We start from the raw sequence: 23,479 nt of genomic DNA on the forward strand, positions 1-23,479 counted from the left end.
GGCGGGGATCCCCTCCGCCCACTACCCCCCCCCGGGCCCGCCCCCCCGTCCAAATGGGGCCCGGGGGGTTTGGGGTTGTGTGGCGATTCGGGTTAGACCCCGAATCGCCACTCACGACCAACCAGACCCCACCCCTCACCGCACCCTCTTCGACAAGACCTGACGAAAGTAAGGGCCGCGCCTTCCCTTGGTGCGATGTCCTGGCAGCCGTGGTTTCCTAGCGTTCGCGGTATGAATCAGAGGCTGCTCTGGTGGCTGGGCACCGCGTTGCTCCTGCTCGCCGTCCACACCGACTGGAACGTTCCCCTCGCCGCCTGGGTGTTCCCGATCTTCTTGCTCCACTACGCCCGGCGGGCGCCGCTCCGGCGCGCGGTCCTGATGGTCGGACTGTCCCTGCTGATCGGGCAGGTCTTCTGGCTCGGTGTCACCGGACTGCTGTTCGTCCTGTCGGCGTTGCTCGCCTTCACCCTGCTCGTCCTGCTGCAGACGGCGGCGTTCGTGGCCGACCGTCTGTTCGCCGAACGCGCCGGTGCGCTGCGGACCTTGGTGTTCCCGGTGACGCTCGTGGCAGGCGAGTACCTCTTCACGCTGATCACCGGATTCGGGGACTTCGGCGCGCTCGGCAGCACCCAGTCCGGGAATCTGCCGCTGCTCCAGGTAGCGTCCGTGACCGGCGTGTACGGCCTCACCTTCGTCCTCGCGTGGTTCGCCTCGGTGGTGAACACCGGTTGGACGGAAGGGTGGCCGCGCGTGCGGCGCACGGTCCTCGTCCACGTCTGCCTGCTCGGGCTGGTGTTCGCCGCGGGCGGCGCGCGGTTGCTGTTCGACGCTCCCCCGGCCCATACGGTGCGGATCGCGGGGATCAGCCCGGCCGCGGAGGCCGACAGAGCGAGTTCCGGCGCGCTGGAGCGGATCGGCGTGAAATATTGGCGTGCCCAGGAAGTGAGTGCGGCCGACCCCGCCGCCGTCGGCGCCGCTTTCGCCCCGGTCACCGAAGACCTCGTCAGCAGGACGCGGCAGCAGGCGTCGGCGGGCGCGAAGATCGTGGTCTGGCCGGAAACCCATGCCCGCGTGCTGGAACGTGACCAGGCCGCGCTGCTGGACCGGGTCGGCGCCGAAGCGAAGCGTGCGGGTGTCCACGTCGCGCTCGCCTACGCGCTTTACACGGCGCAGGCTCCCTACATCCGGAACATGGCGGTGCTCGTCGGCCCCTCCGGCGAAGTGCTGTGGACCTACGACAAGACGCATCCGACGCCGATGGAGCCGATGACGCCCGGCCCCGGCGTCGTACCGGCCGCGGATTCGCCGTACGGACGGCTCGCGACGGTCATCTGCTACGACGCGGACTTCCCCGGTTTGGTGCGTCAGGCTGCGGACAAGGACACCGCGTTACTGCTCGTCCCCGCGAACGACTGGGCGGGCTTCGCGTCCCTGCACGCGGAAAAGGCGACGTTCCGTGCGGTGGAAAACGGTTTCCCGATGTTTCGTCAGTCCACCCACGGAATCTCCACGGCCGTGGACAGCCAAGGGCGAGTACTCGGGAAGGCGGACTATTTCCGCACCGACCAGCAGACCCTCGTCGCGGATCTGCCGGTACAGCCGCGGACACACACCGTGTACAGCACGATCGGGGACGTGTTCGCCTGGCTGTGCCTCGCCGCCGCCGCACTCTGTCCTTTATGGACATATCGACGGAACCGTTAGCGCCCTGTTACAGAACGGGTGGCCTTCATAACGTCTTACCCGAAAAGAACAGTGTTCAACGGTTAAGCTCCGACGCATGCCGAAGCTGCTGGTGGTGGAAGACGACGACGCGATCGGCGGTGTCCTCGAATCGACCCTGCGCCTGCATGGTTACGAGGTTTCCTGGCAGCGTGACGGACGCACCGCGCTCGCGGCCGCGGCGGCCGGGGACATCGACTTCGTCCTGCTCGATCTCGGTCTGCCGGATCTGGACGGGGTCGAGGTCTGCCGACGGCTGCGCGCCGAACTCCCCGGCGCGGTCCTGGTCATCCTCACCGCCCGGCAGGAGGAGATGGACGTGGTCGTCGGCCTCGAGGCCGGTGCCGACGACTACCTCACCAAGCCGATCCGCCTCGGCGAACTGCTCGCCAGGGTGCGGGCGCATCTGCGGCGCGGCACGGCGCCGCCGGAGAGCAGGCCCGCGATCGCCGTCGGTCATCTGCGGGTGGACACCGCCGGACGGCGGGTCAGCGTCGGCGGACGGGAGATCCCGTTGCGGGCCAAGGAGTTCGATCTGCTCGCCCGGCTGGCCGAACAGCCGGGGGTCGCGGTCAGCCGGGACACCCTGATGTCCGAGGTGTGGGACGCGCACTGGTACGGCTCCACGAAGACCCTTGACGTCCACATCGCCGCGCTTCGGCGGAAGCTGACCGAATCGGCGCCCACCCCCGAGCAGGCACCGCGGATTTCGACGCTGCGCGGTCACGGCTACCGGCTCGAACAACCCTTCGAAAGCTGAGCGGCGGAGCGGTCAGTAGTCGCGGAGGTCGGAGACCTCGTCGCGGGCGGCGAGTTGCGCGATCCGCGCCGACGCGGCCACGCACGACGCGATCACCACCGCCGCCAGCAACCCGAAATAGCCGTGGGGTGATGGCGCCTCCTCCACCTGTGCGAAGAGGACGAACAGCACGCCGAGCAGATGCCCGGCGATCAGTCCGCCGCCGCCGACGATCAGCGCGTCGCCCGCGATGAAGGCGGCCACCTGACGGCGTTTCCCGCCGAGCGTGCTCACGATCAGCAGGTCACGACGCCGTTCGTTGAGCGCCAGCCCGAACGACGGCCCCGCGGCGGCGGCCGCGAGCACGAGTGACGCCACCATGTCCACAGTGGCCGCTTTGCAGCCGTCCTTGGTGAAGATGGTGGAGATCGCGAACGCCACCGCCAGTGCGACCAGCACCACCGATCGCGCCAGCAACGCGCTGCGCCACGAAATGGACAGGGCGAGCACGCCCGCGAGTCCCGAGACGAGCGGCCTCAGCGCCCCGCCGATCGCCCGCTTTCCCTTGCGCAGTCCCAGCTCCACCAGCCGCCACAGCAGCATCGTGCCGCCTGCCCAGCCGAGCAGCGGCCAGAAGAACGCGAGCGCGAGCAGAATGACGTCGAGACCGTAGGGCGCCCACCAGGGCGGTCCGTCGTCGGCGGGGACGAAATACCACTCACGAAGCGCCGGGGGCAGGATGGCGAGAGCCGCGACGAGCGGCCCGGCGAGCAGCAGGAGAACGATTTCCCAGACGAGCGTCATCCCGGATCCGGGATGGAAACCGCCGGCCAGTGACAGCACCACCCCGGCCACGCCGCCCGCCAGCCCGGCGGCCACGGCTTCCGCCGACGCGAGTGCGAGTACCTGTCCGCCGGTCGCGCCGCGGGCACGCAGCAGGTCCTGATCCGAGCGCAGTGAACGCTCCGAAGGGGTGGCCAGCAGCACCACGAGCACCGTCGCGGGTATCCAGGCCGGAGCCCCGGTCCAGCCGTGCACCGCGAGCAACGTGATCACGATCGCGACCCCGGCCGCGGACACGCCGAGCCTGGCGGGACGCACTCGCGCGATCCCTCCGACCCACAACGCCATCGCGGCGATCACAGGTCGCGCACCAGCTTCCCGTCGACCATCGTCCAGCACTCGCCGAACAGCCTGGCCGGGGCCGGCTCGGCCGTGGCCACCAGCAGCCCGGCGCCCAGCCTGTCCGCCGCGCGCACGAGCCTGCCCAGCAGCCGCTCCCGCGCGGCCTGGTCCAGCCAGCCGGCCGGGTCGTCGGCGAGGATCAGTTTCGGCGCGGGCGCGAGTGCCCTGGCGAGCATCGCGAGCCGGATCTGCTCACCGGTCAGGTCGCGGGGCGCCTTTTTGGCGAATCCGGCCAGGCCGACCAGGTCGAGGGCGCCGTCGACGGCGTCGCGGACCGCGGTGCCGGTGCGGCCCGCGAGGACCAGCGGCAAAGCGACGTTGAGCCGGACGTCGAGATCGCGGAGCAGACCGCCGTCCTGCAGGACCAGTCCGATCAGGTCGGGGCCCGGCGGGACCGGCTCGAACGACGGCCATTCGATCGTGCCCGCCGTCGGTTTCTTCATCCCGGCGAGCAGATGCAGCAGCGTGGTCTTCCCCGATCCGGCCCGGCCGGTCACCACGGCGCGGGTCTCCGCGCCGATCACACAGCTGACGCCGTGCACGGCCACCACCGCGGTCAGCCCGGTGCCATAGGTGTGCGCCAGCTCGTCGGTGCGGACCAGCGGTGTCGTCACGCCACTCTCACGATCCGGTGCGCGGCCGCCGCGACATCGGGATCACGGGTCGCCACGACGACGGCCGTCCCGCGCCGCGCGACGGCGCACAGCAGGTCCATGAGTTCGAGGGCTGCGAGCCTGTCGAGTTCGCCCGCCGGTTCGTCGGCGAAGAGGACGTCGGGCCTGCCCGCCAAGGCGACGGCCACTCCGGCCCGCGCGCCTTCCAGCGCCGACAGCGCGCCAGAGTAGGCGTCGCCTCGTCCGGCCAGCCCGGTCAGTTCGAGCAGGACGGCGGCGTTCTCCGGAGCTTTTCCGGGAGTGTGCCGGGCGGCGAGCCTGCCTGCCAGCACGACGTTCTGCTCGACGGTGAGGTGGCCGAAGAGGTTTCCGCGCCTGAGCAGCACACCGACGCCGTGACCACCGGCCGGCGCTTCGCCTCCTCCGGCGGGCAGCACGGCCACACAATCGCCCGGGACGGCGAACCGGACGAGGGGGACGGATCCGGGCCCCGGGCCTGCCATGACGGCGGCACGTCGGCGCATGGCCCCAAGGTAAGGCGCAAGGGGTCAACATCGCCTTGATCTCAGGTCAACGGACGGCAAAATATCGCATCCGGCGGGTGATCCTCGCGGGCGTCGGCCACACTCTGTCCGTGCGCCGCCGGATCGTGACCCTCACCGTGCTGGCCGCGGTGCTGGCGATCACCCTGTTCGGGGTGCCGCTGGCCCTCGCGGTCGCCGAATTCCACGAGAGCATGTCCACGCACGATCTCGAACGCGCCGCCGACACCGTCGCCCTCGAAGTGACCGGCGACCTCGCCAACGGCCGGATCCCGGAGCTCAAACCCGTCGTACCCGAGCACGAAGAGGAAGCGGAAGACGAGGACCGGATCCAGGGCATCGAGATCGCGGTCTACAGCCCGACCGGCAGGCTCCTCGCCGGGAACGGCCCGGCGACCGCCGACGAGTTCGTCCGCGGCGCGCACCGCACCGACATGACGCACGGAATACTCGGCGACGAAGTGGTCCTCGCCGTCCCCGCGCACAGCGGCTCGGCGCTGGTCGGGGTGATCCGCGCCGCCCATCCCCGGTCCGAACTGGACCACATGATCCGGGTGACCTGGCTGAAGATGGCCGGACTCGGCGGGATCGCGATCGGGGCCAGCTGGCTGATCGGGCTCCGGATCTCCGCCCGGCTGGCCCGGCCCCTGGAGGATCTGGCCGTCACCGCCGAACGTCTCGGCGAAGGCGACTTCACCGTACGCGCCGGCCGTACCGGGGTCCGCGAGATCGATCAGGTCGCCGAAGCACTCGACGTCACCTCGATGCGGATCGGCGAGACGCTGGAACGGGAGCGGACGTTCTCCTCGGACGCCTCTCATCAGCTGCGGACCCCGCTGACCGGGCTGCGCCTGCAACTGGAGGCGGCGCTGGAAAGTCCCGATCGCGACCCCTACGCGACGATCCGCGACGGCATCGCGTCGGCCGACCGGCTGGAACGCACCATCGACGACCTGCTGGCGCTGGCCAAACAGACCAGGGCTCCCCGCGCCCTGCTCGACCTGGGCAAACTGTTCGAAGAAGTCCGGCAGACCTGGCACGGCCTGCTCGCCGGACGCGGCAGGGCGCTGCGGATCAGCGGCCGTGAGGCCCTGCCGGCGCGGGCGGCGGACGCGGCCGTGCGGCAGGTGCTCGCCGTGCTGCTGGACAACGCGGCGACGCACGGCACCGGCACGGTCACCGTTCTCGCCCGCGACGCCGGGGACGCGTTGGCCATCGACGTGAGTGACGAGGGCGCCATCGCGGACGGGAGCGATCCCTTCGTGACCAGGGAAGAAACCGAGGAGCGGGAAGGCAACGGGATCGGGCTGCGGCTGGCGCGGAGCCTCGCCGAGGCGGAAGGCGGGCGGCTGCGGCTGACCAGCCCGTCGCCGACGACGTTCACGCTGCTCCTGCCCGCCGAACGCCCCGCGCCGCGTGAAGAAGGCCCGGGCCTGGCGAGCTAGGGGGGGTTACTCGCCAGGCCGGGCCGGTAGGAGGCAAACGCGCCCCGACAGCGCGCACGGCATGCCACCTGAAAGAAGACGGTAAAGACCAACGGGCCAACAGACGGTACACGCCGGATTAACTGACACTTTGCTTTCCAATGTCACAGGTCAGCGGGTCGGCGCACCCTTCATCCGCGCTGATGAGCGCCCGGTCGGCGTCGGCCATGGGGCCGGGAATCCGGCGACCGTCCGGCCGGGCTGAATCGATCGTGGGAAGATATGACGTATGACCACGGAGCCGGCGCCGAGATGGCGGAGACTGGAACCGGACGAACGCAAGGAACAGATCTTCGTCTGCGCGGCCCGGCTTTTCGGTGATCGGCCCTACTCCGAAGTGTCCACTTCGGACATCGCGGCCGAGGCCGGGGTGGCGAGGGGTCTGATCAACCACTACTTCGGCACCAAACGCGAGCTGTACCTGGAGATCATCCGGCGGGCGCTGACCGTGCCGCGGCTCGCGATCGAGATCCTGCCGGAAGGCCCGCTCGAACTGCGCGCCGACGTCGCCATCGACTGGTTCCTGGACATGGTCACCAAACAGGAGAAGATGTGGCTGGCCGCGATCGCGCCGGAGGGCATCGGCCGGGACCTCGAAGTCGAGCGGATCCTCGAAGAGGCCGATCGCGAATCGGCGGACCGGGTACTCGAAGCGGTCGGCCTGTCCCGCGAAAGCAGGCACGGGCAGGAGCTGAACGCGCTGGTCCGCGCGTTCGGCGGAATGGTCAAGGCGGCGGGCCGGGAATGGCTCGTCCGCGGTTCACTCAGCCGCGAGCAGGTGCACACGCTGCTCAGCAAATCGCTGGTCACCCTGGTCGGCGAAGTCTTCCCCGAGATCCAGCGCGCCGCACCGCGGAGCTGACGGGGAGAAGCCCCCGGCACCTCGAGGGGGAGGTTGGTGCCAGGGGCTTCGGGACCGGTGACGAGCACCGGTATTCCTCCACACTACGCCGATTTACTGTCAGGGCTCTGTCAAACTTTCGAGAGCCCGGAGCCGGCTGAGCCGATGTTCCAGGCCGTCGAGGCAGCGCTCGACGGCGTAGGCGTAGAGACGGGCGTAATAGCCCGCCGCGAGATCGGGGTCGGCGACCAGCGCCGCGATCGACTCACCCAGCGCCGCCATCCCCGGCAGATCCTCCCGGTCGCGATACGCCGCGTAGCCCTCGGACCGGTCGAGCTGCAGCGCCATCGCGCTCTCGCGGTCGTCCTCCATCGCGACGAACTGACAGGCGGTGGCGAGCAGCAGGTTGTAGGCGAACGGCGCCTCGGCGCCGAACCCGGCCGCGAGCAGACGGCCGATGCCGGTGTCCATGGTGGGCACCGCGGCGGCGACCGACGGCCCGAACAGGGCCAGCCGCCGCGCCGAACCGGGATAGCGGCGCAGCACCGTCCGCACGGTCGGGAGGAACTCGTCGAACCAGGCCCGCCACGGCAGGGTCTTGTCGGGCAGGGTCAGCTCACCGACCACGCGGTCCAGTACCGCGACGACGACGGCGTCCCGGTCGCCAACGTGGTGGTAGACCACCGCGGGGTAGGCGTCGACCGCGGCCGCGAGCTGCCGCAACGTCCAGTTCTCCAGGCCTGACTCCGCCGAAAGTTCCAGCGCGGCGTCCACGATCCGGTCCCTGGTGACCGCCGGCCGCCCGGAAGCGGCGCGCGACCGGGACCGGGAACCCACGTCTTCGGGGAAAGTCGGCATGCGGAACACCGTATCCGCCTCCCGCCGGTGGCACGGCGGGGGACATCCGGGCAGGATCGTGCCATGCCTCGCGCGCGTGTGAACGGCCTCGAACTCGAGTACGACACCTTCGGCTCCCCCGCGGATCCGCCGCTCGTGCTGGTGATGGGGCTCGGCGCCCAGATGGTCACCTGGGAGGTCGGCTTCTGCGAACTGCTCGCCGAGGGCGGATTCCATGTCGTCCGGTTCGACAACCGCGACATCGGCCTCTCCACCTATCTGGACGACCTTCCCGCGCCGGACCTCGCCGCGCTCGCGGCCGGTGACCTGACCACGGCCCCCTATCTGCTCTCGGATCTCGCGTCCGATGTCGCCGGACTGTTCGACGCGCTCGGCTTCGACCGCGCGCATGTCGTCGGCGCGTCGATGGGCGGGATGATCGTGCAGCAACTCGCGATCGACTCCCCGGAACGGCTGCTCAGCCTCACGTCGATCATGTCGACCACCGGGGATCCCTCGGTGGGGCATCCGGAGCCCGCCGCGCTCGCCGGGCTGACCCGCCCGCCCGCCGCCACCCGTGAGCAGGCGATCGAGGACGGCGTCGAATGGTTCAAGCTCGTCGGTTCGCCGGGCCATCCCTCCGACGAGGAGTACCTGCGGATGAAGGCCGCCCGCAACTACGACCGGGCGAACCACCCGGCGGGCGGATTGCGGCAGGCCGCCGCCGTCGTCGCTTCGGGCGACCGGACGGCGAAGCTGCGCGAGGTCCGCGTCCCGGCACTCGTCATCCACGGCGAGAGCGACCCGCTGATCAACGTCAGCGGCGGGAAGGCGACCGCGGAAGCGATCCCGGACGCCGAACTGGTGCTGTTCCCCGGGATGGGGCACGAATTGCCGCAGCAGCTGTGGCCCGCCATCGCCGAAGTGATCGTCGCTCACGTTCGCAACGCGGGGTCGTGAGCCGGGGTATCAAGAGGTGAGGCAAGTATGGCGCGCCCGGGCGGGATGGCGGTCGTCACCGGGACTGTCGTGCGGCACTGTGTGGATTTTGTTTCATCTAACGCATCAAAATCCACACAGTGAAAGACACCGTCCAATTGCGAAACCGTGCAGTTCGAACAAACCGGGCGCATTCGACTCGTAAAGTGTCCCTTGTAGACAGTCAAGAGCCGGGGTAAGGTCCGCGCACAAGACCTGGGGGCGTCAGGATTTCGTCACGATTCCCGGCGTACGCGTAGAAAATACGTTCACGCCGTCGCCGCGCCCGGCACCGAGGAGTTCACTGGCCGGAATGAGGAATCCCGAGTGTTTCGGTTTCCCGTTCGGTTGTGTCTCCGTCGTCGTCGCGGCGTCGGTGGCCGGACTGCTGGGTTCGGCGGAGAACCACGGTTTCTCTTTGGTGGCACTGGGTTTCGTCGTCCTGGGTACCGCGGTGGCGACGAGGGCGGCCGCCGCGTTCGGGACGACGGTGATCGCCTGGAGTGTCCATTCCGGATTCACCGTCGGCACGCTTGGCGAACTCGAGTTCACCGCCGAGACCGGCGTCGCCGCGATCGCGCTTTCCGGTGTGACGACGCTCGGCGCGGTCGCCAGAGCGGCTTGGCGCGGCCGGTGGGTTCAGCGGGCGACGACCATCGCGACCACGGTCGTGAAGGATCCGCCGATGTTCAAGGCCAGCACGTTCCGCGCGCCCTCGACCTGAAGCGGCCCGGCGGTCCCCGCCACCTGGCGCGCGGCGTCGTGCACCATCCGCACCCCGGTCGCGCCGACCGGGTGACCGAGGCCGAGCAGACCGCCGCCGGGGTTCACCGGGAGGACGCCGTCCCGCGCGATCGCGCCGGATTCGAGCAGCCGTCCCGCGGCTCCCGGCGGAGCCGCGCCGAGGTGTTCCAGCGCCACCAGCGCGGTGATGGTGAAACAGTCGTGCAGTTCGACGACGTCCATCTCCTCGGCGCCTGACACCTTCGCGCGCAGGTACGCGTCGAGCACGGCGCCGCGCAGGTGCGGGAACAGGTATTCCTGCCCTTCGGCGCGCTCCAGCTTGCCCCGCAACGACAAATGCGCCGTCCGGTGCCCGAAACCGGTGATGCGCGGGACCTCCGCGAGGTCACGGCCCGCGCGTTTCGCCCACTCGGCGGCGAACTCCGGCGAGGCCAGCACGATCGCGGCCGCACCGTCGGTGATCCGGCCGCAGTCGTTCTTGCGCAGCACGCCTTCCACGACCGGGTTCAGCCGATCGTCCTGACCGAACGAGCCGTCGGGGAAGGTCCAGTCGCGCGCCTGCGCCATCGGGTTGAGCGCGGCGTTCGCGAACGCGTTCCGCGCGAACAGGCCGAGATGCGCGACATCGAGTCCATACCGCCAGTCGTAGCCATCGGCGATGTCGGCGAACAAGGCGGGCCAAGGGAATTCGGCCGATTCGGCCTCGGCGCCGACCCAGGCCGCGGAGCCGAGGTGCCCGGCCGCGGCCCGCGCGTCGACGTTGCGCATGAGTTCGAGCCCGGTCACCAGCGCGACGTCGTACCGGCCGGATTCGAGGTCGGCGCTCGCGGCGAGCACCGCCGTGCCCCCGGAGGCGCACGCGGCCTCGTGCCGGACACTCGCCACCCCGTCCAGATCCGGGACGGCCGCCACCAGCAGCCCACCCAGCTGGGCCTGGCCGGTGAACAACTCCGCGGCCAGGTTGGCCACGTGGGCGACCCCGATCTCACCCGCCTCGATCTGCGCGTCCACCAAGGCGTCCGGAACCACCTCGGCGAACATCTCGAAGAGCCCGATGCCCTCTTTCGCGAAGTTCCGCGCGAAATCGGTCTGTGCCCCACCCAAAACGAAGACCGTCATCGGCCTGGTTCCGCCCTTGGTGCCGTGCTCAACTACGGGAAGGTTCCAGCTGGTCCGCCCGGACCCAGGTCGCGTGAAAACCGAGCGGGACACGCTGGGGCAGCAGGACCCTGGCCACGGGTCCGGCAGCGAGGTCGGCGGCGTCGAAGATGTCCAGCTCCGAGCGCCCTTCGCGCTCGTCCTGGACGAAGGTCACCAGATAGCCGTCCGCTGAATCGGCGGCCGCGCCGTCGCGCGGTGCGAACGGCGCCTCACTGCCCCACCGGCCCTCGCCGAACCGATGTTCGGTCTTGGTGCCGGCACGATTGTCGTAGCGCACGAGGCCGTCGAACTTGAGTGTCGACTCCGGCGAGATGCGCACCGCGTACGAGAAGCGATTCCGGCCGCCGACCACCCTCGAATCGACGGACGGAAACTCCGTGTTGTCGTCGTCGAGCTGCTCCTCGGCGCACCGCCCGGTCCGCAGGTCGAACCGGTAGCGGTGCAGGGAGGCGTCCAGCCGCAGGTACGACAGCATCTTGGCGAGCGGAGTGCGGGCGTCCGCACGCGGTTGCGGACGCTGGACACGGCAGACGTCGAGGACGATTTCCTCGCCCTGCTCCCAGGAATTGACGACGTGGTAGATGTAGCAGGGGCTGGCTTCGAACCAGCGGATCTGGCTACCGTTACCGTAGCGAGGCAGTACCCCGAAACGGCTCGGCAGCGACCGGTCGAACAGCAGCTTGTGCCGCCCGTTGCGGGCCGCCTCCCTGTCCTGGATCAGCGGCAGATCCATCAGCACGGCGTAGTTCTCGGTGATCGCCATGTCGTGCGGCAGACGTGGACCGGGGAGTTCGATCTCCGTCGTGCTCGCGACCTTGCCGTCCGCGCTGATCACGCCGTAGCGCAGGTACGGCGGCCGCGGCCCGTAGTCGAACCAGAACATCTCGCCGGTGCGCTCGTCGACCTTCGGATGGGCCATCATGTCGCCGACGAGCGTGCCGAGGAAGTTCTCGGCGCCCAGCGTCTCCAGCGACAGCGGGTCGACCGCGTACGGCGTACCGCACATGTACCAGGTGGAAAGCACCTTGCCGCGATGGAAGACCAGGTCGGTGTTGGCGCTGTCCTTGACGTTCAGGCCGTGGGAGTTGCCGAACGGATTGCCCTTCGGCGACTCCATGACGCCCTTCCATAGCGCCTTTCCCGCCTCGGATTCGGCTTCGAAGGCCTTCGTGCGGATCCAGCGGTTGCGGTAGCGGGCCTTGCCGTTCTCCAGGTGGACCGCGTGGATCATGCCGTCGCCGTCGAACCAGTGGTAGCGGCCTTCCGGCTCGAACCGCGGGTTGGGCCCGTTGCGCAGGTACACGCCGTTGAGGTCCGCGGGAATCTTGCCGATGACCTCGAGATCACTCGCGTCGATCTCTTCGCCGACCGGGGCGTAGACGCCCATCAGATACGGGTTGACCTCGGGTTCCCCGGTGGCGGCTGCCACGAGGACCGGTTCCTCGGAGGTGCTCGTCATCGGCTCATCTCCCCAGCGGGTGCGTTGACCGAGTGCAGCGACACTATGATTTCTGTAGTCAGCTGTCAACAGGCTTCTATTGGTGTAGTCAGCAGTGCTCTTCCGGAAGGACGTACGTGACAGAGGCGACGGCGCACCGCGTCAGGCCGGCGGGTGATCCGCTCCGCCGGGCGCTCGAACTGCTCGGCGACCAGTGGACCCTGCTGATCCTGCAAAGCCTCTTCCTGCGCTTCCGCCGCTACGAGGAACTACGGCTGCGTCTCGGCATCTCCCCCACCGCGCTCTCCGGGCGGCTGCGGGCGATGGTCGACGCCGGCGTACTCGTCCGCACGCCCTACCGCGACGCCCGGCGCACCCGGCACGAGTACCGGCTCACCGAACGCGGCCTGGAGCTGTGGCCGCTGCTGATCTCGATCTGGGCCTGGGAACGGGAATGGGTCGAGGGACGGCGTGCCGTTCTGCCGACGCTGATCCACCTCGACTGCGAACTGGCCACCTCGGCGCCGCTCGGCTGCGCCGCCTGCGAACGCCGCGTCGACGCCCGTGACGTCCGCGCGCGACGGCTCGACGACACCGGCGTCGTCGAAGCGACGGCGACGAAACGCTTCCGCCGCAAGGACGCCGAGTCCTTGGCGGGCGATCCGCTGATGTTCTTCCCGGACACCATGGAACTGCTCGGCGACCGGTGGTCGACCGGGGTCGTGGTGAGCGCGCTGCTCGGGGCGCGGCACTTCTCGGAGTTCGAACGGGAACTCGGGATCGGCCCGAGCGTGCTGTCGGGGCGGCTCGGCAAACTCGTGGACGTCGGCGTCCTGCGGACAGGTGTCGCGAAGACCCGCACCGACGCCCACGACTACCGGTTGACCGCGAAAGGGCTCGCGTTCTTCCCCGCGCTGGCCTTCATCGCCGAGTGGTCGCGGGGTTTCGAGGTGCCGGGGCAGGTGCCGGACATCACGCTGGAGCATGTGGACTGCGGTAACCGGCTGCAGCCGATCCTGCTGTGCGACCACTGCTGGCGGCCGCTGCTGCGGGACCGGATCCAGTTCGGCGGGCCCGTCCCGCTGCCCACCCCGGCCAGGTGACGAAATCGACTCGCCAACCGTGGTGGTTCCTGACAGGCTGGGAACGTCACATGTCGTCACCTCGGAGGTAGCAATGACTGAACCGGCACCGTCCCCTGCGGATGGCGAAGAGGACGACACCAAGCGCAAGTTCCGCGAAGCACTGGAGCGCAAGCAGGCGCAGGCCCGCACCGGCTCGGCCCATGAGAACGCGGGCGGGAAGAACCTGCACGCGCACGGTCCGGCCGCGAACAAGCGCACCTTCCGTCGCAAGAGCGGCTGAGTCCCGGCCGCACTGGCCGAAAGTCCGTGAAGGCCTCCTTCCCTACCCTCAGGGTGGGGAAGGAGGCCTTCACTACTTCGCTGGTCCGGCTGGCCGCCCCAGCTGCCGTGAGCCCCAGCTGCATGAGCCCCATCTGCCATGAAAGGTCCTTTCCTTGCAAATTTTGCAAGGAAAGGACCTTTCATGGCGCGTTACGGGACGAGAGACCTACACCGTCAGGATCGACCGCAGTCCGCCGACCTCGGCCATCCGGCGCTCGGCCAGCCGGTCCGCCGCCGTCGCCGGCGGTACGCCGTCGGCCTTGGCCAGCGCGAAGACCGCCTTCGTGGTGTCGAAGATGGCCGTGGTCTTGCGCTTCGCCCGCGCGAAGTCGAAGCCGTGCCGCTCGTCGTCGACCTGGATCACGCCACCGGCGTTGACCAGGTAGTCCGGTGCGAAGAGGATGCCGCGGTCGTCGAGCTGCTTGCCGATGCCGGGGTGCGCGAGCTGGTTGTTGGCCGCGCCACAGACGATCTTGCTGCGCAGCAGCCCGACCGTCTCGTCGTTGAGCACGCCGCCCAGCGCGCACGGCGCGAAGACGTCGAGTTCGGTGCGGATCAGCGCGTCGAGGTCTTCGACCACCTCGACGCCGGGGTACGCCGCGCGGGTGCGCTCGATCGCCGCCGGGGAGACGTCGGTGATGACCACCTGCGCGCCCGCTTCGATCAGATGCCCGACCAGGATGTGCCCGACCTTGCCGACCCCGGCGACGCCGACCTTGCGGCCCGCGAGTTCCGGAACGCCCCAGACGGCGTCCGCGGAGGCACGCATGCCCTGGTAGGTGCCGAAGGCGGTGAGCACCGAGGAGTCACCGGCGCCGCCGTTCTCCGGCGAGCGGCCCGTGACGAACTCCGATTCGCGGGCGACGATGTCCATGTCCTGCACGTAGGTGCCGACGTCGCAGGCGGTGATGTAGCGGCCGCCCAGCGACTGGACGAACCGGCCGAAGGCGCGCAGCAGCGCCTCGGTCTTGTGTTTCCGGGGATCGCCGATGATGACGGCCTTGCCGCCGCCGAGGTCGAGCCCGGCGAGCGCGTTCTTGTAGGCCATGCCCTTCGACAGGGCGAGGACGTCCGCCAGCGCGGCTTCCTCGGACTCGTAGGGGTAGAACCGGGTTCCGCCGAGCGACGGCCCCAAGGCCGTCGAGTAGATCCCGATGATGGCCTTCAGGCCGGTGGCCTGGTCCTGGCAGAAGACGACCTGTTCATGGCCGGTGCCTTGGCCGAACACTTCGGTCACTGTGGTGACTCCTTGTCGTGGAGTGCACGCTGCTTGTGGCTGACGTGCGAAGTTCCTGGATCAACGGCACAGTCCCCGCACGAAGGTCATCCGGCGGCGACGGTGCCACATCGCAAACCTAGATCTCCCCGGTGCGTTCGCCAAGCCGGGGATGCGACGTTCTCGAAACAGGTCAGCCCCGGACGACCTCGTCGAGGACGCGGAGCGCGGAGTCCAACTGCTCGTCGGACAGATAGGGCGCGGGCCCGAACCTCAGATACGCGCCGCGGCTGTCGGTCCGGACGCCTCGTTCGGCGAGGGCGGCCTGCAGCGCACCGGCGTCGGCGCACTTCAGCGACAGGAAGCCGCCGATGCGGTCCAGCGGCGTCTCGCGGTCCCGCGTGATGACGTCGGCGGGCAGGCCGAGCTTGTCGAAGCCCTCGGCGAGGAAGCCGACCTGGTGCCGCGACACTTCGCGCAAGAACTCCGGCGTGAGTCCCTGTTCGGCGAAGAACCGGAAGACGCGCGCGCCCCGGTAGTGGCTCGTCGGGTCGTAGGTCGCGCCGGCGAACCTGTCCGATCCGCCGGCGTAGGCGACCTGGCCGGGTCGGCGCTCGTCCGCGAGCGTGCCGAACTCGGCGTACCAGCCGGTGACGACCGGGCGCAGCTCCTGCGCGTGCGCCGGCATCCGCAGGAAGCAGTTGCCTTCGCCGAGCTGGAGGTACTTGTAGCCGCCGCCGAGCACCCAGGCGTTGGTGAGCCCGAGGTCGTGCAGCGCGAACGGGACGGCGCCGAGCGCGTGGTAGGCGTCGACGACGAGGTTCACCGACTTCGAGAGGCAGACGTCGGCGAGGTGGGCCAGTCCCGGCACGAGCCGGGAGGTCTCGAACAGCACGGCCGAGACGAGCACCGCGGCCGTGTCTTCGGTGACTTCGGCCGCGACGCGTTCGGCCAGCGTGTTGACCGGCGACGCGGGGACGCGGACCACCTCCACGCCTTCCTCGGCCAACCGCGCCAGCTGACGCCGCAGCGTGTGGAACTCGCCGTCGGTCGTGACGATCCGGGGGCGGCGGGGCAGCTCCATCGCCGACAGGAACCGGATCACCAGGTCATGGGTGCTGGCGCCGAGCGCGATCGCGCCGTGCGGGTCACCGAGCAGCGCCCGGAACCCGGCCCGCATCTCGTCGGCCTTCGCGAAGGCGCGGCCCCACTTCGTGTCGACCTCTTCGGCCGCGTCGGCGAAGGCTTCGAGAAGACCTTCCTCCGCGACGTCCGGCCACGCCTGATGCGAATGCCCGGTCAGCAGGATCCGGTCCGCCACACCGAATTTCGTGTAGTGCGCCGCGAGCGCGTTGGGGTCGCGGCGGAGTTCGTCGAGGGTCGTCAAAGTCGGCTCCGCACTGCCCAGAGGTCCGGGAACATAGGGTGGAAAAGGGTCGTACGCAGGTAATGCGCGCCCGACGAACCCCCCGTCCCGGTCTTGTCTCCGATGGTGCGCTCGACCATCTTCACGTGCCGATACCGCCACTCCTGCATCCCTTCGTCCAGGTCGACCAGGTGCTCCGCCACGACCGACGGCCCGGTGTCATCGCGATAAACCTGCAGCAGAACCTCTTGGAGCGCCGGAGAGGGTTCGAGTGGCTTGGTGACGTCGCGCCCGGTCGGAACGTCGTAGTCCTTCACCGCGAGGTACGTGACGAAGGAATCGAAGAGCGACGGCCGGGACATCGCGTCGGCGATCTGGGCGCGCTGTTCACCGCCTTCGGGGTAATGCGCGAACACCCGCTCGTCCCGGCGGCCGAGGACGGCCTCCAGAACACGGAATTGAGCCGACTGGAACCCGCTCGAAGCGTCGAGTCGCGCACGGAAACTGGTGAACTGGCTCGGAGTCATCGTCTCGAGCACATCGATCTGCGCGACCACCACCTTGAAGATAGTCAGAATCCGCCGCAGTGTGCGGACGGCGTGAGCGGTGTTACCCGCCTCGAGTTGCTCCTGCAGGTAAAGCGCCTCGTGGAGAACTTGTTTGAACCAAAGTTCATACACTTGGTGGATGACGATGAAGAGCAATTCATCGTGCTCGTCGGAGCGGGGACGCTGGGCGTCCAGCAATTCGTCCAGCGAAAGGTAGGACGTATAACTCAAGGCCGCCTGAGTGTCGTTCATTTTTCTGTCACTCCATAGATATCGCGCCGACCACGAGCGCGCTGCCAGGGCGCACCTTTCGCGGCCAAGGCACGTAGCCTGCGATGGCGCCCCGCCATCGCGATCGCGGGGCCTGTCGGCCGGAAACGGCGCGACTGGACAAGATCAAAAGCTCCCTGAAGTCACCCTTCATTTTTCTGTCACCTCATCGAAATGGCGTTGCGCCGCCGGAGCCAAAGCCTGGTAAAGATCGTGGAAGAGTTCGACCGCGGCCGCCCGGCTCGGCGGAGCCGGCACCAGTTCGACCGGGAGTTCCGGATCGAGCGACGGGAAGGCGCGGAAGGTGTGCGTCAGCCAGGTTCGGACCTGAAACGCCTCGGCGTCAGGCAGTTCGCCTGAATATCCGCCGAAATCCCGGACGAAGGCCTCGTAACGCGCCGCCAGGCCGTCGAGGTTCCAGGCGCGTTCGGCGAACCGCCGCACGTCGAGCGCGAGCGACGGTCTGCCGAGCATCAGCCCGGCGTGTTCGGAGACGTCGAGTTCGGCCAGCAGGGCGAGCACCTCGGCCTCGCGGTCGTGCGGGGCGATCCAGGTGCCGTCCTGCACCGGGCCGAAGCCGAGGAAGCGCAACCGGCGGACCAGCCGTTCCCGCGCCTGACGACGGGTTTCCGGGATGCTCTGCCACAGCACGGTCCACTCCCCGACCGCCCGTTCGCGTCTGCCGAGGGAGAAGATCCGGCGGTCGCCGTCCTCCAGCAGCGCGATCGTGCGGCGGGTCAGCGAGTAGTGGACCAGCCGCCCCGCCTTGTGCCTGGCGAGCAGGTCGCGGCGGGCGAGCCTGGCCAGCGCGATCCGCGCCGCGCCGTCGGAAAAGCCCAGGCCGGCCAGCACACTGACGAGGCCACCGGACCAGACACGGCGGCTCTCGCGGGGTGACACGTAGGTGCCGAGCAGCGTCATCACCAGCTCTTGGGGAGCTGGATCGCCGTGGAGCGGGGACGATGCGGGCATGAGCGCAACTCTATACACCTCAGGCCGCTGCGGTGTAGCTTGATTCGGGTGACGTACTTCGCGGATTTGAGCTCACGTCAGGTCGCGGCGCTCGCGTCGCACGAGCGCGTTCCGGTACTGCTGCTCCCGGTGGGCGCCGTCGAACCGCACGGACCGCACGCCCCGCTGAGCACCGACCCCCTGATCTCGCGAGGGATGTGCGAGCGCGCCGCGGCGCGGCTGGCCGGTGATCCGGGTGTCCGCGTGCTGATCCTGCCGGAGGTGCCCTACGGCGTGACCCGCTTCGCGGCGGGGTTCGCGGGCGGCATCTCGATCGGCGAGGAGACCTTGCACGCGCTGCTGACCGAGATCTGCGGCGCGCTCATCGAGCAGGGACTGCCCCGCGTCCTGCTGGTCAACAACCATTTCGAGCCTGCCCATCTGGTCGTGCTCCGGCGGGTGGTGAAGACCGTCGAAGCGGCGCACGGCGTCGGGATCGGTTTCGTGGACCTGGTCCGTCGCCGGTACTCGGCCCGGCTCACCGACGAGTTCCGGTCCGGCGAATGCCACGCCGGGCGATACGAGACGTCGCTGGTGCTGGCGGACCGGCCCGACCTGGTCGACGTCACGATCCAACGCGAGCTGCGACCCGTCCACGTCGATCTGGCGCGCGGAGATGCCACGGATTTCCTCTCGGCCGGGATGACCGACGCCTACTGCGGGGAACCCGCCCTGGCGACCGCCGAAGAAGGCGAAGCGACCTTCTCGGTGCTCACCGACATCCTGGTCGAGGCGATCCGGGAGCTGGTATGACCTTCAATCTGGCGACCCATTTCGTGGATCGCCTCCCCGGCGAGCGGACGGCGTTGCTGTGCGGCGACGAGGAAGTCACCTACGCGGAGCTGTCGGCACTGGTGAACCGGGCCGGTAACGTCTTGCGGGACCTCGGTGTCCGAAGTGGACAGCGGGTGCTGCTGGCGCTGAACGACAGCGTCGAATTCGTCGCCGTCTGGTACGCGGCGCAGAAGATCGGCGCGGTCACCGCCGAGGTCTACTCGTTCCTGCAGCCCAAGGATTACGCGTACTACCTGAACTACACCGAGGCCGTGGTGGTCGTCGCCGACGCGTCGACGCTGCCCGCGCTGCGCGAGGCCGGGGCGCGGAGCCTGCTGGTCGTCGGCGACCTCGCCCTGGAACCCGGTGAGCATTCGTTCGACTCACTGGTCGCGTCTGCTTCACCTGAGCTCGAGGCCGCGCCGACCACACTGGACGACGTCGCGATCTGGAAGTTCACCACCGGCAGCACCGGCTCCCCCAAGGCCTGCGTGCACCCGGCACGAAGTGCGCTGGAGAGCTTCGAGCGGTACGCGCTCGGCGTGCTCGACCTGCGCGAGGACGACCGCGTACTGGCTGTGCCGAAGCTGTTCTTCGGCTACGCGCGTGATCTGACCGCGCTGTTCCCGTTCGGGGTCGGCGCGTCCGGTGTCGTCTTCCCGCAGCGCAGTACCGCGAGCCTGCTGTTCTCCCTGATCGAGCGTTACCGTCCGACGATCCTGGTCAACGTGCCGACCATGATGAGCGCGATGATCGCCGATCCGGCGGCGTCTACTGTGGACATGAGTTCGCTGCGGCTCGCGACGTCGGCGGGCGAGGCACTGCCCTCGGAGCTGCATCGCAAGTGGGACAACCTGTTCGGTGTCCCGGTGATCGACGGCATCGGCTCCTCGGAGGCGTACCACATCTACCTCTCCAACACCCCCGGCGCCCAGCGGGTCGGCAGTCTCGGCCGTGAGGTGCCCGGTTACACCGCGCGGATCCTCGACGAGACCGGCGAAGCCTTGCCGGACGGGGAGATCGGCACCCTGGAGGTCACCGGGCCGACCATCGCCCGCGAGTACCACGGCGACCCGGAGAAGACCGCGCGGACCTTCCACGGCGACACCCTGCGCACCGGGGACCTGTTCAGCCGCGACGCCGACGGGTACTTCCACCACCACGGCCGCGCCGACGACCTGCTGAAGGTGTCCGGCGTGTTCGTCGCGCCGAGCGAGATCGAAGACTGCCTCATCGGTCATCCCGCCGTCGTCGACTGCGCGGTACTGGGGGTGACCGTCGACGGGCTGGTGGTCCCGCGGGCATGTGTCGTGCTGGCCGACGGCGCTTCCGTGACCGCCGGCGAACTGAAGGACCACGCGCGGGCGCAGCTGGCGAAACACAAGTATCCGCGCGAGGTGGTGTTCGTGACCGAACTCCCCCGCACCGCCAACGGAAAACTCGATCGGCGCGCGCTGCGCCGGGTGGAGGCGCAGTGAGCAGGATCGTCGTCGTCACCGGCGGGACACGCGGGATCGGCGCGGCCGTCGCCGCCCGGTTCCAGGCCGCGGGCGACCAGGTGCACGCACCCGGCCGGGCCGACTGCGACGTCACCGACGAGGAAGCCGTCGCCCGGTATTTCGAAGCTCTCGGCCCGGTGGACGTGCTGGTGAACAACGCCGGGATCTCGGCGAGCGCCCCGCTGGCGAAGACGTCGCTCGACCAGTGGCGTACCCAGCTCGAAGTCAACGCGACCGGCGCTTTCCTTTGCACGCGAGCGGTTCTGCCCGGGATGCGGGCACGGGACACCGGCCGGATCGTCACGGTCGCCTCGACGGCGTCGCATATCGGCTACCGCTACACGGCCGGTTACACCGCGTCGAAGCACGCCGCCGTCGGGCTGATGCGGGCCACCGCCGCCGAGGTCACCGGCACCGGCGTCACCGCGAACGCCGTCTGCCCGGCCTTCGTGCGCACGGACATGACGGCCGCTTCGGTGGCCAGGATCCGGGAGCGGACCGGCCGGGACGAGGCCGACGCGGAAGCCGCCCTCGCGGCCGCGTCCCCGCTCGGCCGCCTGCTCGAACCCGACGAGGTCGCCCACGCGGTGGCCTTCTTCGCGGCGCCCGAAGCCGCCGCGATCAACGGACAGACACTCGTCCTCGATGGAGGTGGGATCCAGTCATGAGCCCGTTCCGCGCCACGCCGCCGATCACCGCGAACTGGGAACATTTCGAGTTCACCGTGGACGACGGCGTCGCCACGGTCACCTTGGACCGCCCCGAGAAGCTGAACGCGCTCACCTTCGACGTCTACGCGGATCTCCGCGACCTGCTGGCCGAGTTGCCGCATCGCGGCGACGTCCGGGTGCTGGTCATCACCGGACGCGGACGCGGGTTCTGCTCCGGCGGCGACGTCGAGGAGATCATCGGCGAGCTGCAGAAAATGGAGACGGCGGAACTGCTGGAGTTCACCCGTATGACCGGTGCGGTGGTGAAGGCGCTGCGCGAGTGCCCCATCCCGGTGATCGCCGCGGTCAACGGCGTCGCGGCGGGCGCGGGTTCGGTGATCGCGCTGGCGAGCGACTTCCGGCTGCTGGCGTCGTCGGCGAAATTCGCCTTCCTGTTCACGAAGGTCGGCCTGGCCGGGGCGGACATGGGCTCGGCGTATCTCCTGCCGCGGCTGGTCGGTTTGGGCCGGGCGACGGAGTTGCTGATGCTGGGTGACAAGATCGACGCGGCTCGCGCGGAGGCGATCGGCCTGGCCTCGCAGGTCGTCGAGGATTCCGAACTGGCTGCCACGGCGTCGGCGCTGGCCCGTCGGCTGGCGGACGGTCCGGCGCTGGCCTACGGCACCACGAAGGTGCTGCTGACCCGCGAGCTGGACATGGACCTCGGCAGCTCCATCGAACTCGAGGCGATCACGCAGGCCTTGCTGATGACCGCGAAGGATCACGGGGAGTTCTACGCGGCCTGGACCGCGGGACGAACTCCCCAATGGACCGGACGCTGACCCTCTTCTCACCGTGAGGCCTCCTGTAACCGCTCCCCCAAAACCCGGCACCGTTCCCGCATCTCCGCCGGCTCGATCACCTCGAAAGCGTGGCCCAGCACCACCACGTGCATCAGCAGGAAGTCGAGATCCCCCGCCCCGCTCAGCACCTCGCACCGCGCGTCCCCCTTCGGCCGCACCACCGCCGCCGACGCCGGGATCTGCGCCCGCACGACCGCGGCGGGCGCGTGCACCAGGAACCGCGCCTGATACTGATAGACCCGGCTGGCCACACTCTCCTGCACATAAGCCGCGGCGTCGGGCGCCGGACGCGGCCGGAACCGCCACGCCCGCGCGGAAACCCCGGACATCCGGTCGACGCGGAAGGTGCGCCAGTCTTCGCGATCGAGGTCGTAAGCGAACAAGTACCAGCGCTTTCCGGAGGCGACGAGACGGTAAGGCTCCACCCTTCGCCGCCCGGAAGACGGATAGTCGAAGCCCGCTTCGACCTCGTCCCGGCAGGCGCGGGCCAGCGTCATGAGTACGTCAGGGTCGATCGCGGCGCGGCTGCCGTCGAAGGCGACCACCGAGCCCGACAGCGCGCGCATCTCGTGCCGCAGCCGGATCGGCAACACCCGGTCGAGTTTGGCGAGCGCCCGAAGCGCGGCATCGCCGTCACCCGCCCCGGCCAGCAGCGAGACCGCGGTGGCGATCGCCTCCTCGTCGTCGAACAGCAGCGGTGGCATGTCCTGTCCCGGGCCGAGCTGATACCCGCCGCCGACCCCGTTGCTGGCCTGCACCGGATACCCGAGCGCCCGCAGCCGCTCGACGTCGCGGCGGATCGTACGCGGGGTGACCCCGAGCCGGTCGGCGAGTTCGGGGCCGGTCCAGACCTGGCGCTGCTGCAGCAGCCCGAGCAGGGTGAGCACCCGCTCCGTGGTCCCTCGCTCGTCCTCCATGGCGTCCACTCTGTCAGAGATAGCGGACCGATTCTGTCCGCTAGGAGTGTCAGGATGTCCTCATGAGCCGAAAGAGCCGCGAAATCCAGATCACCTTCGACGCACACGACCCGAAGGCCCTGTCGACCTTCTGGCGTGACGCCCTGAGCTACGTCCACCCCGCCCCGCCGGGTGTCGAGCTACCCGAGGGCGCCGATCCGCTGGCGGCCTGGGAAGAGTTCCTCGAACGGGTCGGCGTGCCCGAGGACCAGCGCAATTCCAGCTCGGCCGTCCAGGACCCGGAAGGAATCGGACCGCGGCTGTTCTTCCAGCAGGTCCCGGAGGACAAGGTCGCCAAGAACCGCGTCCACATCGACATCCGCGCGGCCCCCGGTCTCCAGGGGGACGAGCGCATGGCGGCGCTGGAGGCGGAATGCGACAGGCTCGTCGCGCTCGGCGCGAAGCGGGTACGCCGTCACGAGCCCGAACCCCCGATGAGCCACGGCTTCATCGTGATGACCGACCCGGAGGGCAACGAATTCTGCCTGGACTGAGGGTGCGGAGCGTGGTCGGTACAGCTGGTCGTGGGTGGGGGGTTGGGGGGTTTAACCCGAACGCCCACCCCACCCACCACGCCCACACCCCGCCGGGCCCGGGGTCGGCGCTGTGCGGGTGGGACAAACAGCCCCCGGCTA

24 protein-coding genes are annotated in these 23,479 nt (G+C 69.4%); 13 read left to right on the forward strand and 11 right to left on the reverse strand.

Annotation, left to right across the window (positions count from 1 at the left end; all coding sequences use genetic code 11):
* Nucleotides 1-231: 231 nt before the first annotated feature.
* Both ACZ5ZX_RS37750 and ACZ5ZX_RS37755 read left to right on the forward strand, forming a co-directional pair.
* Nucleotides 232-1,704: an apolipoprotein N-acyltransferase gene (locus ACZ5ZX_RS37750; protein WP_465506777.1), complete on the forward strand. Its 1,473-nt coding sequence runs from the start codon at nt 232-234 to the stop codon at nt 1,702-1,704.
* Between the two features lie 76 nt (nt 1,705-1,780).
* Nucleotides 1,781-2,482 (forward strand): response regulator transcription factor, encoded by a 702-nt coding sequence (locus tag ACZ5ZX_RS37755; protein WP_465464102.1) that lies wholly within the window; start codon nt 1,781-1,783, stop codon nt 2,480-2,482.
* 12 nt (nt 2,483-2,494) lie between these two features.
* On the opposite strand, the gene ACZ5ZX_RS37760 is transcribed toward ACZ5ZX_RS37755, so the two are convergent.
* The 3 genes from ACZ5ZX_RS37760 to ACZ5ZX_RS37770 are packed head-to-tail and all read right to left on the reverse strand — an operon-like array spanning nt 2,495 to nt 4,784.
* On the reverse strand, nt 2,495-3,592 hold the full coding sequence (locus tag ACZ5ZX_RS37760; protein ID WP_465506778.1) for an FtsX-like permease family protein: 1,098 nt from the start codon (nt 3,590-3,592) through the stop codon (nt 2,495-2,497).
* An 8-nt stretch (nt 3,593-3,600) separates the two neighbouring features.
* Nucleotides 3,601-4,260, reverse strand: coding sequence for an ATP-binding cassette domain-containing protein (locus ACZ5ZX_RS37765; RefSeq protein WP_465506779.1), 660 nt, complete (start codon nt 4,258-4,260; stop codon nt 3,601-3,603).
* Nucleotides 4,257-4,784 (reverse strand): P-loop NTPase family protein, encoded by a 528-nt coding sequence (locus ACZ5ZX_RS37770; protein ID WP_465506780.1) that lies wholly within the window; start codon nt 4,782-4,784, stop codon nt 4,257-4,259. Before ACZ5ZX_RS37770 ends, ACZ5ZX_RS37765 begins: the two co-directional genes overlap by 4 nt.
* Before the next feature lie 77 nt (nt 4,785-4,861).
* Here ACZ5ZX_RS37770 and ACZ5ZX_RS37775 point away from each other — a divergent pair, with 77 nt between their 5' ends.
* Complete coding sequence (locus ACZ5ZX_RS37775; protein ID WP_465506781.1) at nt 4,862-6,247, forward strand: sensor histidine kinase; 1,386 nt, start codon at nt 4,862-4,864, stop codon at nt 6,245-6,247.
* Between the two features lie 268 nt (nt 6,248-6,515).
* Nucleotides 6,516-7,148 (forward strand): TetR/AcrR family transcriptional regulator, encoded by a 633-nt coding sequence (locus ACZ5ZX_RS37780; protein WP_465506782.1) that lies wholly within the window; start codon nt 6,516-6,518, stop codon nt 7,146-7,148.
* Between the two features lie 99 nt (nt 7,149-7,247).
* Here ACZ5ZX_RS37780 and ACZ5ZX_RS37785 read toward each other — a convergent pair whose 3' ends face one another.
* A complete protein-coding gene (locus ACZ5ZX_RS37785; protein ID WP_465506783.1) occupies nt 7,248-7,985 on the reverse strand; it encodes a TetR/AcrR family transcriptional regulator in 738 nt (245 codons plus the stop codon).
* 63 nt (nt 7,986-8,048) lie between these two features.
* Here ACZ5ZX_RS37785 and ACZ5ZX_RS37790 point away from each other — a divergent pair, with 63 nt between their 5' ends.
* Together ACZ5ZX_RS37790 and ACZ5ZX_RS37795 are read left to right on the forward strand one after the other, a co-directional pair.
* Nucleotides 8,049-8,924 (forward strand): alpha/beta fold hydrolase, encoded by an 876-nt coding sequence (locus ACZ5ZX_RS37790; RefSeq protein WP_465506784.1) that lies wholly within the window; start codon nt 8,049-8,051, stop codon nt 8,922-8,924.
* A gap of 331 nt (nt 8,925-9,255) precedes the next feature.
* The gene (locus ACZ5ZX_RS37795; protein ID WP_465506785.1) at nt 9,256-9,666 is read left to right on the forward strand and encodes a hypothetical protein; all 411 of its coding nucleotides are present in this window, start codon (nt 9,256-9,258) and stop codon (nt 9,664-9,666) included.
* Here ACZ5ZX_RS37795 and ACZ5ZX_RS37800 read toward each other — a convergent pair.
* Both ACZ5ZX_RS37800 and ACZ5ZX_RS37805 read right to left on the reverse strand, forming a co-directional pair.
* The gene (locus ACZ5ZX_RS37800; RefSeq protein ID WP_465506786.1) at nt 9,582-10,805 is read right to left on the reverse strand and encodes an acetyl-CoA acetyltransferase; all 1,224 of its coding nucleotides are present in this window, start codon (nt 10,803-10,805) and stop codon (nt 9,582-9,584) included. The two genes, ACZ5ZX_RS37795 and ACZ5ZX_RS37800, sit on opposite strands and share 85 nt — an antisense overlap.
* Before the next feature lie 28 nt (nt 10,806-10,833).
* On the reverse strand, nt 10,834-12,306 hold the full coding sequence (locus ACZ5ZX_RS37805; protein ID WP_465506787.1) for a carotenoid oxygenase family protein: 1,473 nt from the start codon (nt 12,304-12,306) through the stop codon (nt 10,834-10,836).
* Between the two features lie 116 nt (nt 12,307-12,422).
* Between ACZ5ZX_RS37805 and ACZ5ZX_RS37810 the strand changes: the two genes are divergently transcribed.
* The gene (locus ACZ5ZX_RS37810; protein WP_465506788.1) at nt 12,423-13,388 is read left to right on the forward strand and encodes a winged helix-turn-helix transcriptional regulator; all 966 of its coding nucleotides are present in this window, start codon (nt 12,423-12,425) and stop codon (nt 13,386-13,388) included.
* A gap of 73 nt (nt 13,389-13,461) precedes the next feature.
* Nucleotides 13,462-13,650, forward strand: coding sequence for a DUF5302 domain-containing protein (locus ACZ5ZX_RS37815; RefSeq protein WP_126735540.1), 189 nt, complete (start codon nt 13,462-13,464; stop codon nt 13,648-13,650).
* A 207-nt stretch (nt 13,651-13,857) separates the two neighbouring features.
* Here ACZ5ZX_RS37815 and ACZ5ZX_RS37820 read toward each other — a convergent pair whose 3' ends face one another.
* The 4 genes from ACZ5ZX_RS37820 to ACZ5ZX_RS37835 all read right to left on the reverse strand — a co-directional run bounded on the left by ACZ5ZX_RS37820 (nt 13,858) and on the right by ACZ5ZX_RS37835 (nt 18,063).
* On the reverse strand, nt 13,858-14,928 hold the full coding sequence (locus tag ACZ5ZX_RS37820; protein ID WP_465506789.1) for a Glu/Leu/Phe/Val family dehydrogenase: 1,071 nt from the start codon (nt 14,926-14,928) through the stop codon (nt 13,858-13,860).
* 172 nt (nt 14,929-15,100) lie between these two features.
* Nucleotides 15,101-16,294: a DegT/DnrJ/EryC1/StrS family aminotransferase gene (locus ACZ5ZX_RS37825; protein ID WP_465506790.1), complete on the reverse strand. Its 1,194-nt coding sequence runs from the start codon at nt 16,292-16,294 to the stop codon at nt 15,101-15,103.
* Complete coding sequence (locus ACZ5ZX_RS37830) at nt 16,291-17,073, reverse strand: tryptophan 2,3-dioxygenase (RefSeq protein ID WP_465506791.1); 783 nt, start codon at nt 17,071-17,073, stop codon at nt 16,291-16,293. The genes ACZ5ZX_RS37825 and ACZ5ZX_RS37830 overlap by 4 nt, the downstream gene beginning before the upstream one ends.
* A gap of 168 nt (nt 17,074-17,241) precedes the next feature.
* Nucleotides 17,242-18,063 (reverse strand): PaaX family transcriptional regulator, encoded by an 822-nt coding sequence (locus ACZ5ZX_RS37835; RefSeq protein ID WP_465506792.1) that lies wholly within the window; start codon nt 18,061-18,063, stop codon nt 17,242-17,244.
* Between the two features lie 48 nt (nt 18,064-18,111).
* On the opposite strand from ACZ5ZX_RS37835, the gene ACZ5ZX_RS37840 reads away from it, so the two are divergent.
* Genes ACZ5ZX_RS37840 through ACZ5ZX_RS37855 form a run of 4 tightly spaced genes read left to right on the forward strand, consistent with a single transcriptional unit; the run spans nt 18,112 to nt 21,867 of the window.
* Nucleotides 18,112-18,855, forward strand: a complete 744-nt coding sequence (locus tag ACZ5ZX_RS37840; protein ID WP_465506793.1) for a creatininase family protein — start codon at nt 18,112-18,114, stop codon at nt 18,853-18,855.
* The gene (locus ACZ5ZX_RS37845; RefSeq protein ID WP_465506794.1) at nt 18,852-20,354 is read left to right on the forward strand and encodes a benzoate-CoA ligase family protein; all 1,503 of its coding nucleotides are present in this window, start codon (nt 18,852-18,854) and stop codon (nt 20,352-20,354) included. The genes ACZ5ZX_RS37840 and ACZ5ZX_RS37845 overlap by 4 nt, the downstream gene beginning before the upstream one ends.
* Entirely contained in the window at nt 20,351-21,043 is a 693-nt protein-coding gene (locus tag ACZ5ZX_RS37850) for an SDR family NAD(P)-dependent oxidoreductase (protein WP_465506795.1), read from the forward strand. The genes ACZ5ZX_RS37845 and ACZ5ZX_RS37850 overlap by 4 nt, the downstream gene beginning before the upstream one ends.
* The gene (locus ACZ5ZX_RS37855; protein ID WP_465506796.1) at nt 21,040-21,867 is read left to right on the forward strand and encodes an enoyl-CoA hydratase family protein; all 828 of its coding nucleotides are present in this window, start codon (nt 21,040-21,042) and stop codon (nt 21,865-21,867) included. The genes ACZ5ZX_RS37850 and ACZ5ZX_RS37855 overlap by 4 nt, the downstream gene beginning before the upstream one ends.
* Before the next feature lie 8 nt (nt 21,868-21,875).
* On the opposite strand, the gene ACZ5ZX_RS37860 is transcribed toward ACZ5ZX_RS37855, so the two are convergent.
* Nucleotides 21,876-22,805 carry a helix-turn-helix transcriptional regulator gene (locus tag ACZ5ZX_RS37860; RefSeq protein WP_465506797.1) on the reverse strand — a complete coding sequence of 310 codons (930 nt, stop codon included), beginning with the start codon at nt 22,803-22,805 and terminating at the stop codon, nt 21,876-21,878.
* A 62-nt stretch (nt 22,806-22,867) separates the two neighbouring features.
* Here ACZ5ZX_RS37860 and ACZ5ZX_RS37865 point away from each other — a divergent pair, with 62 nt between their 5' ends.
* On the forward strand, nt 22,868-23,338 hold the full coding sequence (locus tag ACZ5ZX_RS37865; RefSeq protein WP_465506798.1) for a VOC family protein: 471 nt from the start codon (nt 22,868-22,870) through the stop codon (nt 23,336-23,338).
* Nucleotides 23,339-23,479: the final 141 nt, after the last annotated feature.

Source organism: Amycolatopsis sp. NPDC033938 (assembly GCF_055575975.1).

Coding starts and splice junctions, on each gene's coding strand:
- ACZ5ZX_RS37815 (WP_126735540.1), top strand. CDS start 13,462: ATGACTGAACCGGCACCGTCCCCTGCGGATGGCGAAGAGGACGACACC.
- ACZ5ZX_RS37770 (WP_465506780.1), bottom strand. CDS start 4,784: ATGCGCCGACGTGCCGCCGTCATGGCAGGCCCGGGGCCCGGATCCGTC.
- ACZ5ZX_RS37790 (WP_465506784.1), top strand. CDS start 8,049: ATGCCTCGCGCGCGTGTGAACGGCCTCGAACTCGAGTACGACACCTTC.
- ACZ5ZX_RS37760 (WP_465506778.1), bottom strand. CDS start 3,592: ATGGCGTTGTGGGTCGGAGGGATCGCGCGAGTGCGTCCCGCCAGGCTC.
- ACZ5ZX_RS37785 (WP_465506783.1), bottom strand. CDS start 7,985: ATGCCGACTTTCCCCGAAGACGTGGGTTCCCGGTCCCGGTCGCGCGCC.
- ACZ5ZX_RS37800 (WP_465506786.1), bottom strand. CDS start 10,805: ATGACGGTCTTCGTTTTGGGTGGGGCACAGACCGATTTCGCGCGGAAC.
- ACZ5ZX_RS37865 (WP_465506798.1), top strand. CDS start 22,868: ATGAGCCGAAAGAGCCGCGAAATCCAGATCACCTTCGACGCACACGAC.
- ACZ5ZX_RS37830 (WP_465506791.1), bottom strand. CDS start 17,073: ATGAACGACACTCAGGCGGCCTTGAGTTATACGTCCTACCTTTCGCTG.
- ACZ5ZX_RS37780 (WP_465506782.1), top strand. CDS start 6,516: ATGACCACGGAGCCGGCGCCGAGATGGCGGAGACTGGAACCGGACGAA.
- ACZ5ZX_RS37855 (WP_465506796.1), top strand. CDS start 21,040: ATGAGCCCGTTCCGCGCCACGCCGCCGATCACCGCGAACTGGGAACAT.
- ACZ5ZX_RS37795 (WP_465506785.1), top strand. CDS start 9,256: ATGAGGAATCCCGAGTGTTTCGGTTTCCCGTTCGGTTGTGTCTCCGTC.
- ACZ5ZX_RS37835 (WP_465506792.1), bottom strand. CDS start 18,063: ATGCCCGCATCGTCCCCGCTCCACGGCGATCCAGCTCCCCAAGAGCTG.
- ACZ5ZX_RS37755 (WP_465464102.1), top strand. CDS start 1,781: ATGCCGAAGCTGCTGGTGGTGGAAGACGACGACGCGATCGGCGGTGTC.
- ACZ5ZX_RS37805 (WP_465506787.1), bottom strand. CDS start 12,306: ATGACGAGCACCTCCGAGGAACCGGTCCTCGTGGCAGCCGCCACCGGG.
- ACZ5ZX_RS37845 (WP_465506794.1), top strand. CDS start 18,852: ATGACCTTCAATCTGGCGACCCATTTCGTGGATCGCCTCCCCGGCGAG.
- ACZ5ZX_RS37860 (WP_465506797.1), bottom strand. CDS start 22,805: ATGGAGGACGAGCGAGGGACCACGGAGCGGGTGCTCACCCTGCTCGGG.
- ACZ5ZX_RS37750 (WP_465506777.1), top strand. CDS start 232: ATGAATCAGAGGCTGCTCTGGTGGCTGGGCACCGCGTTGCTCCTGCTC.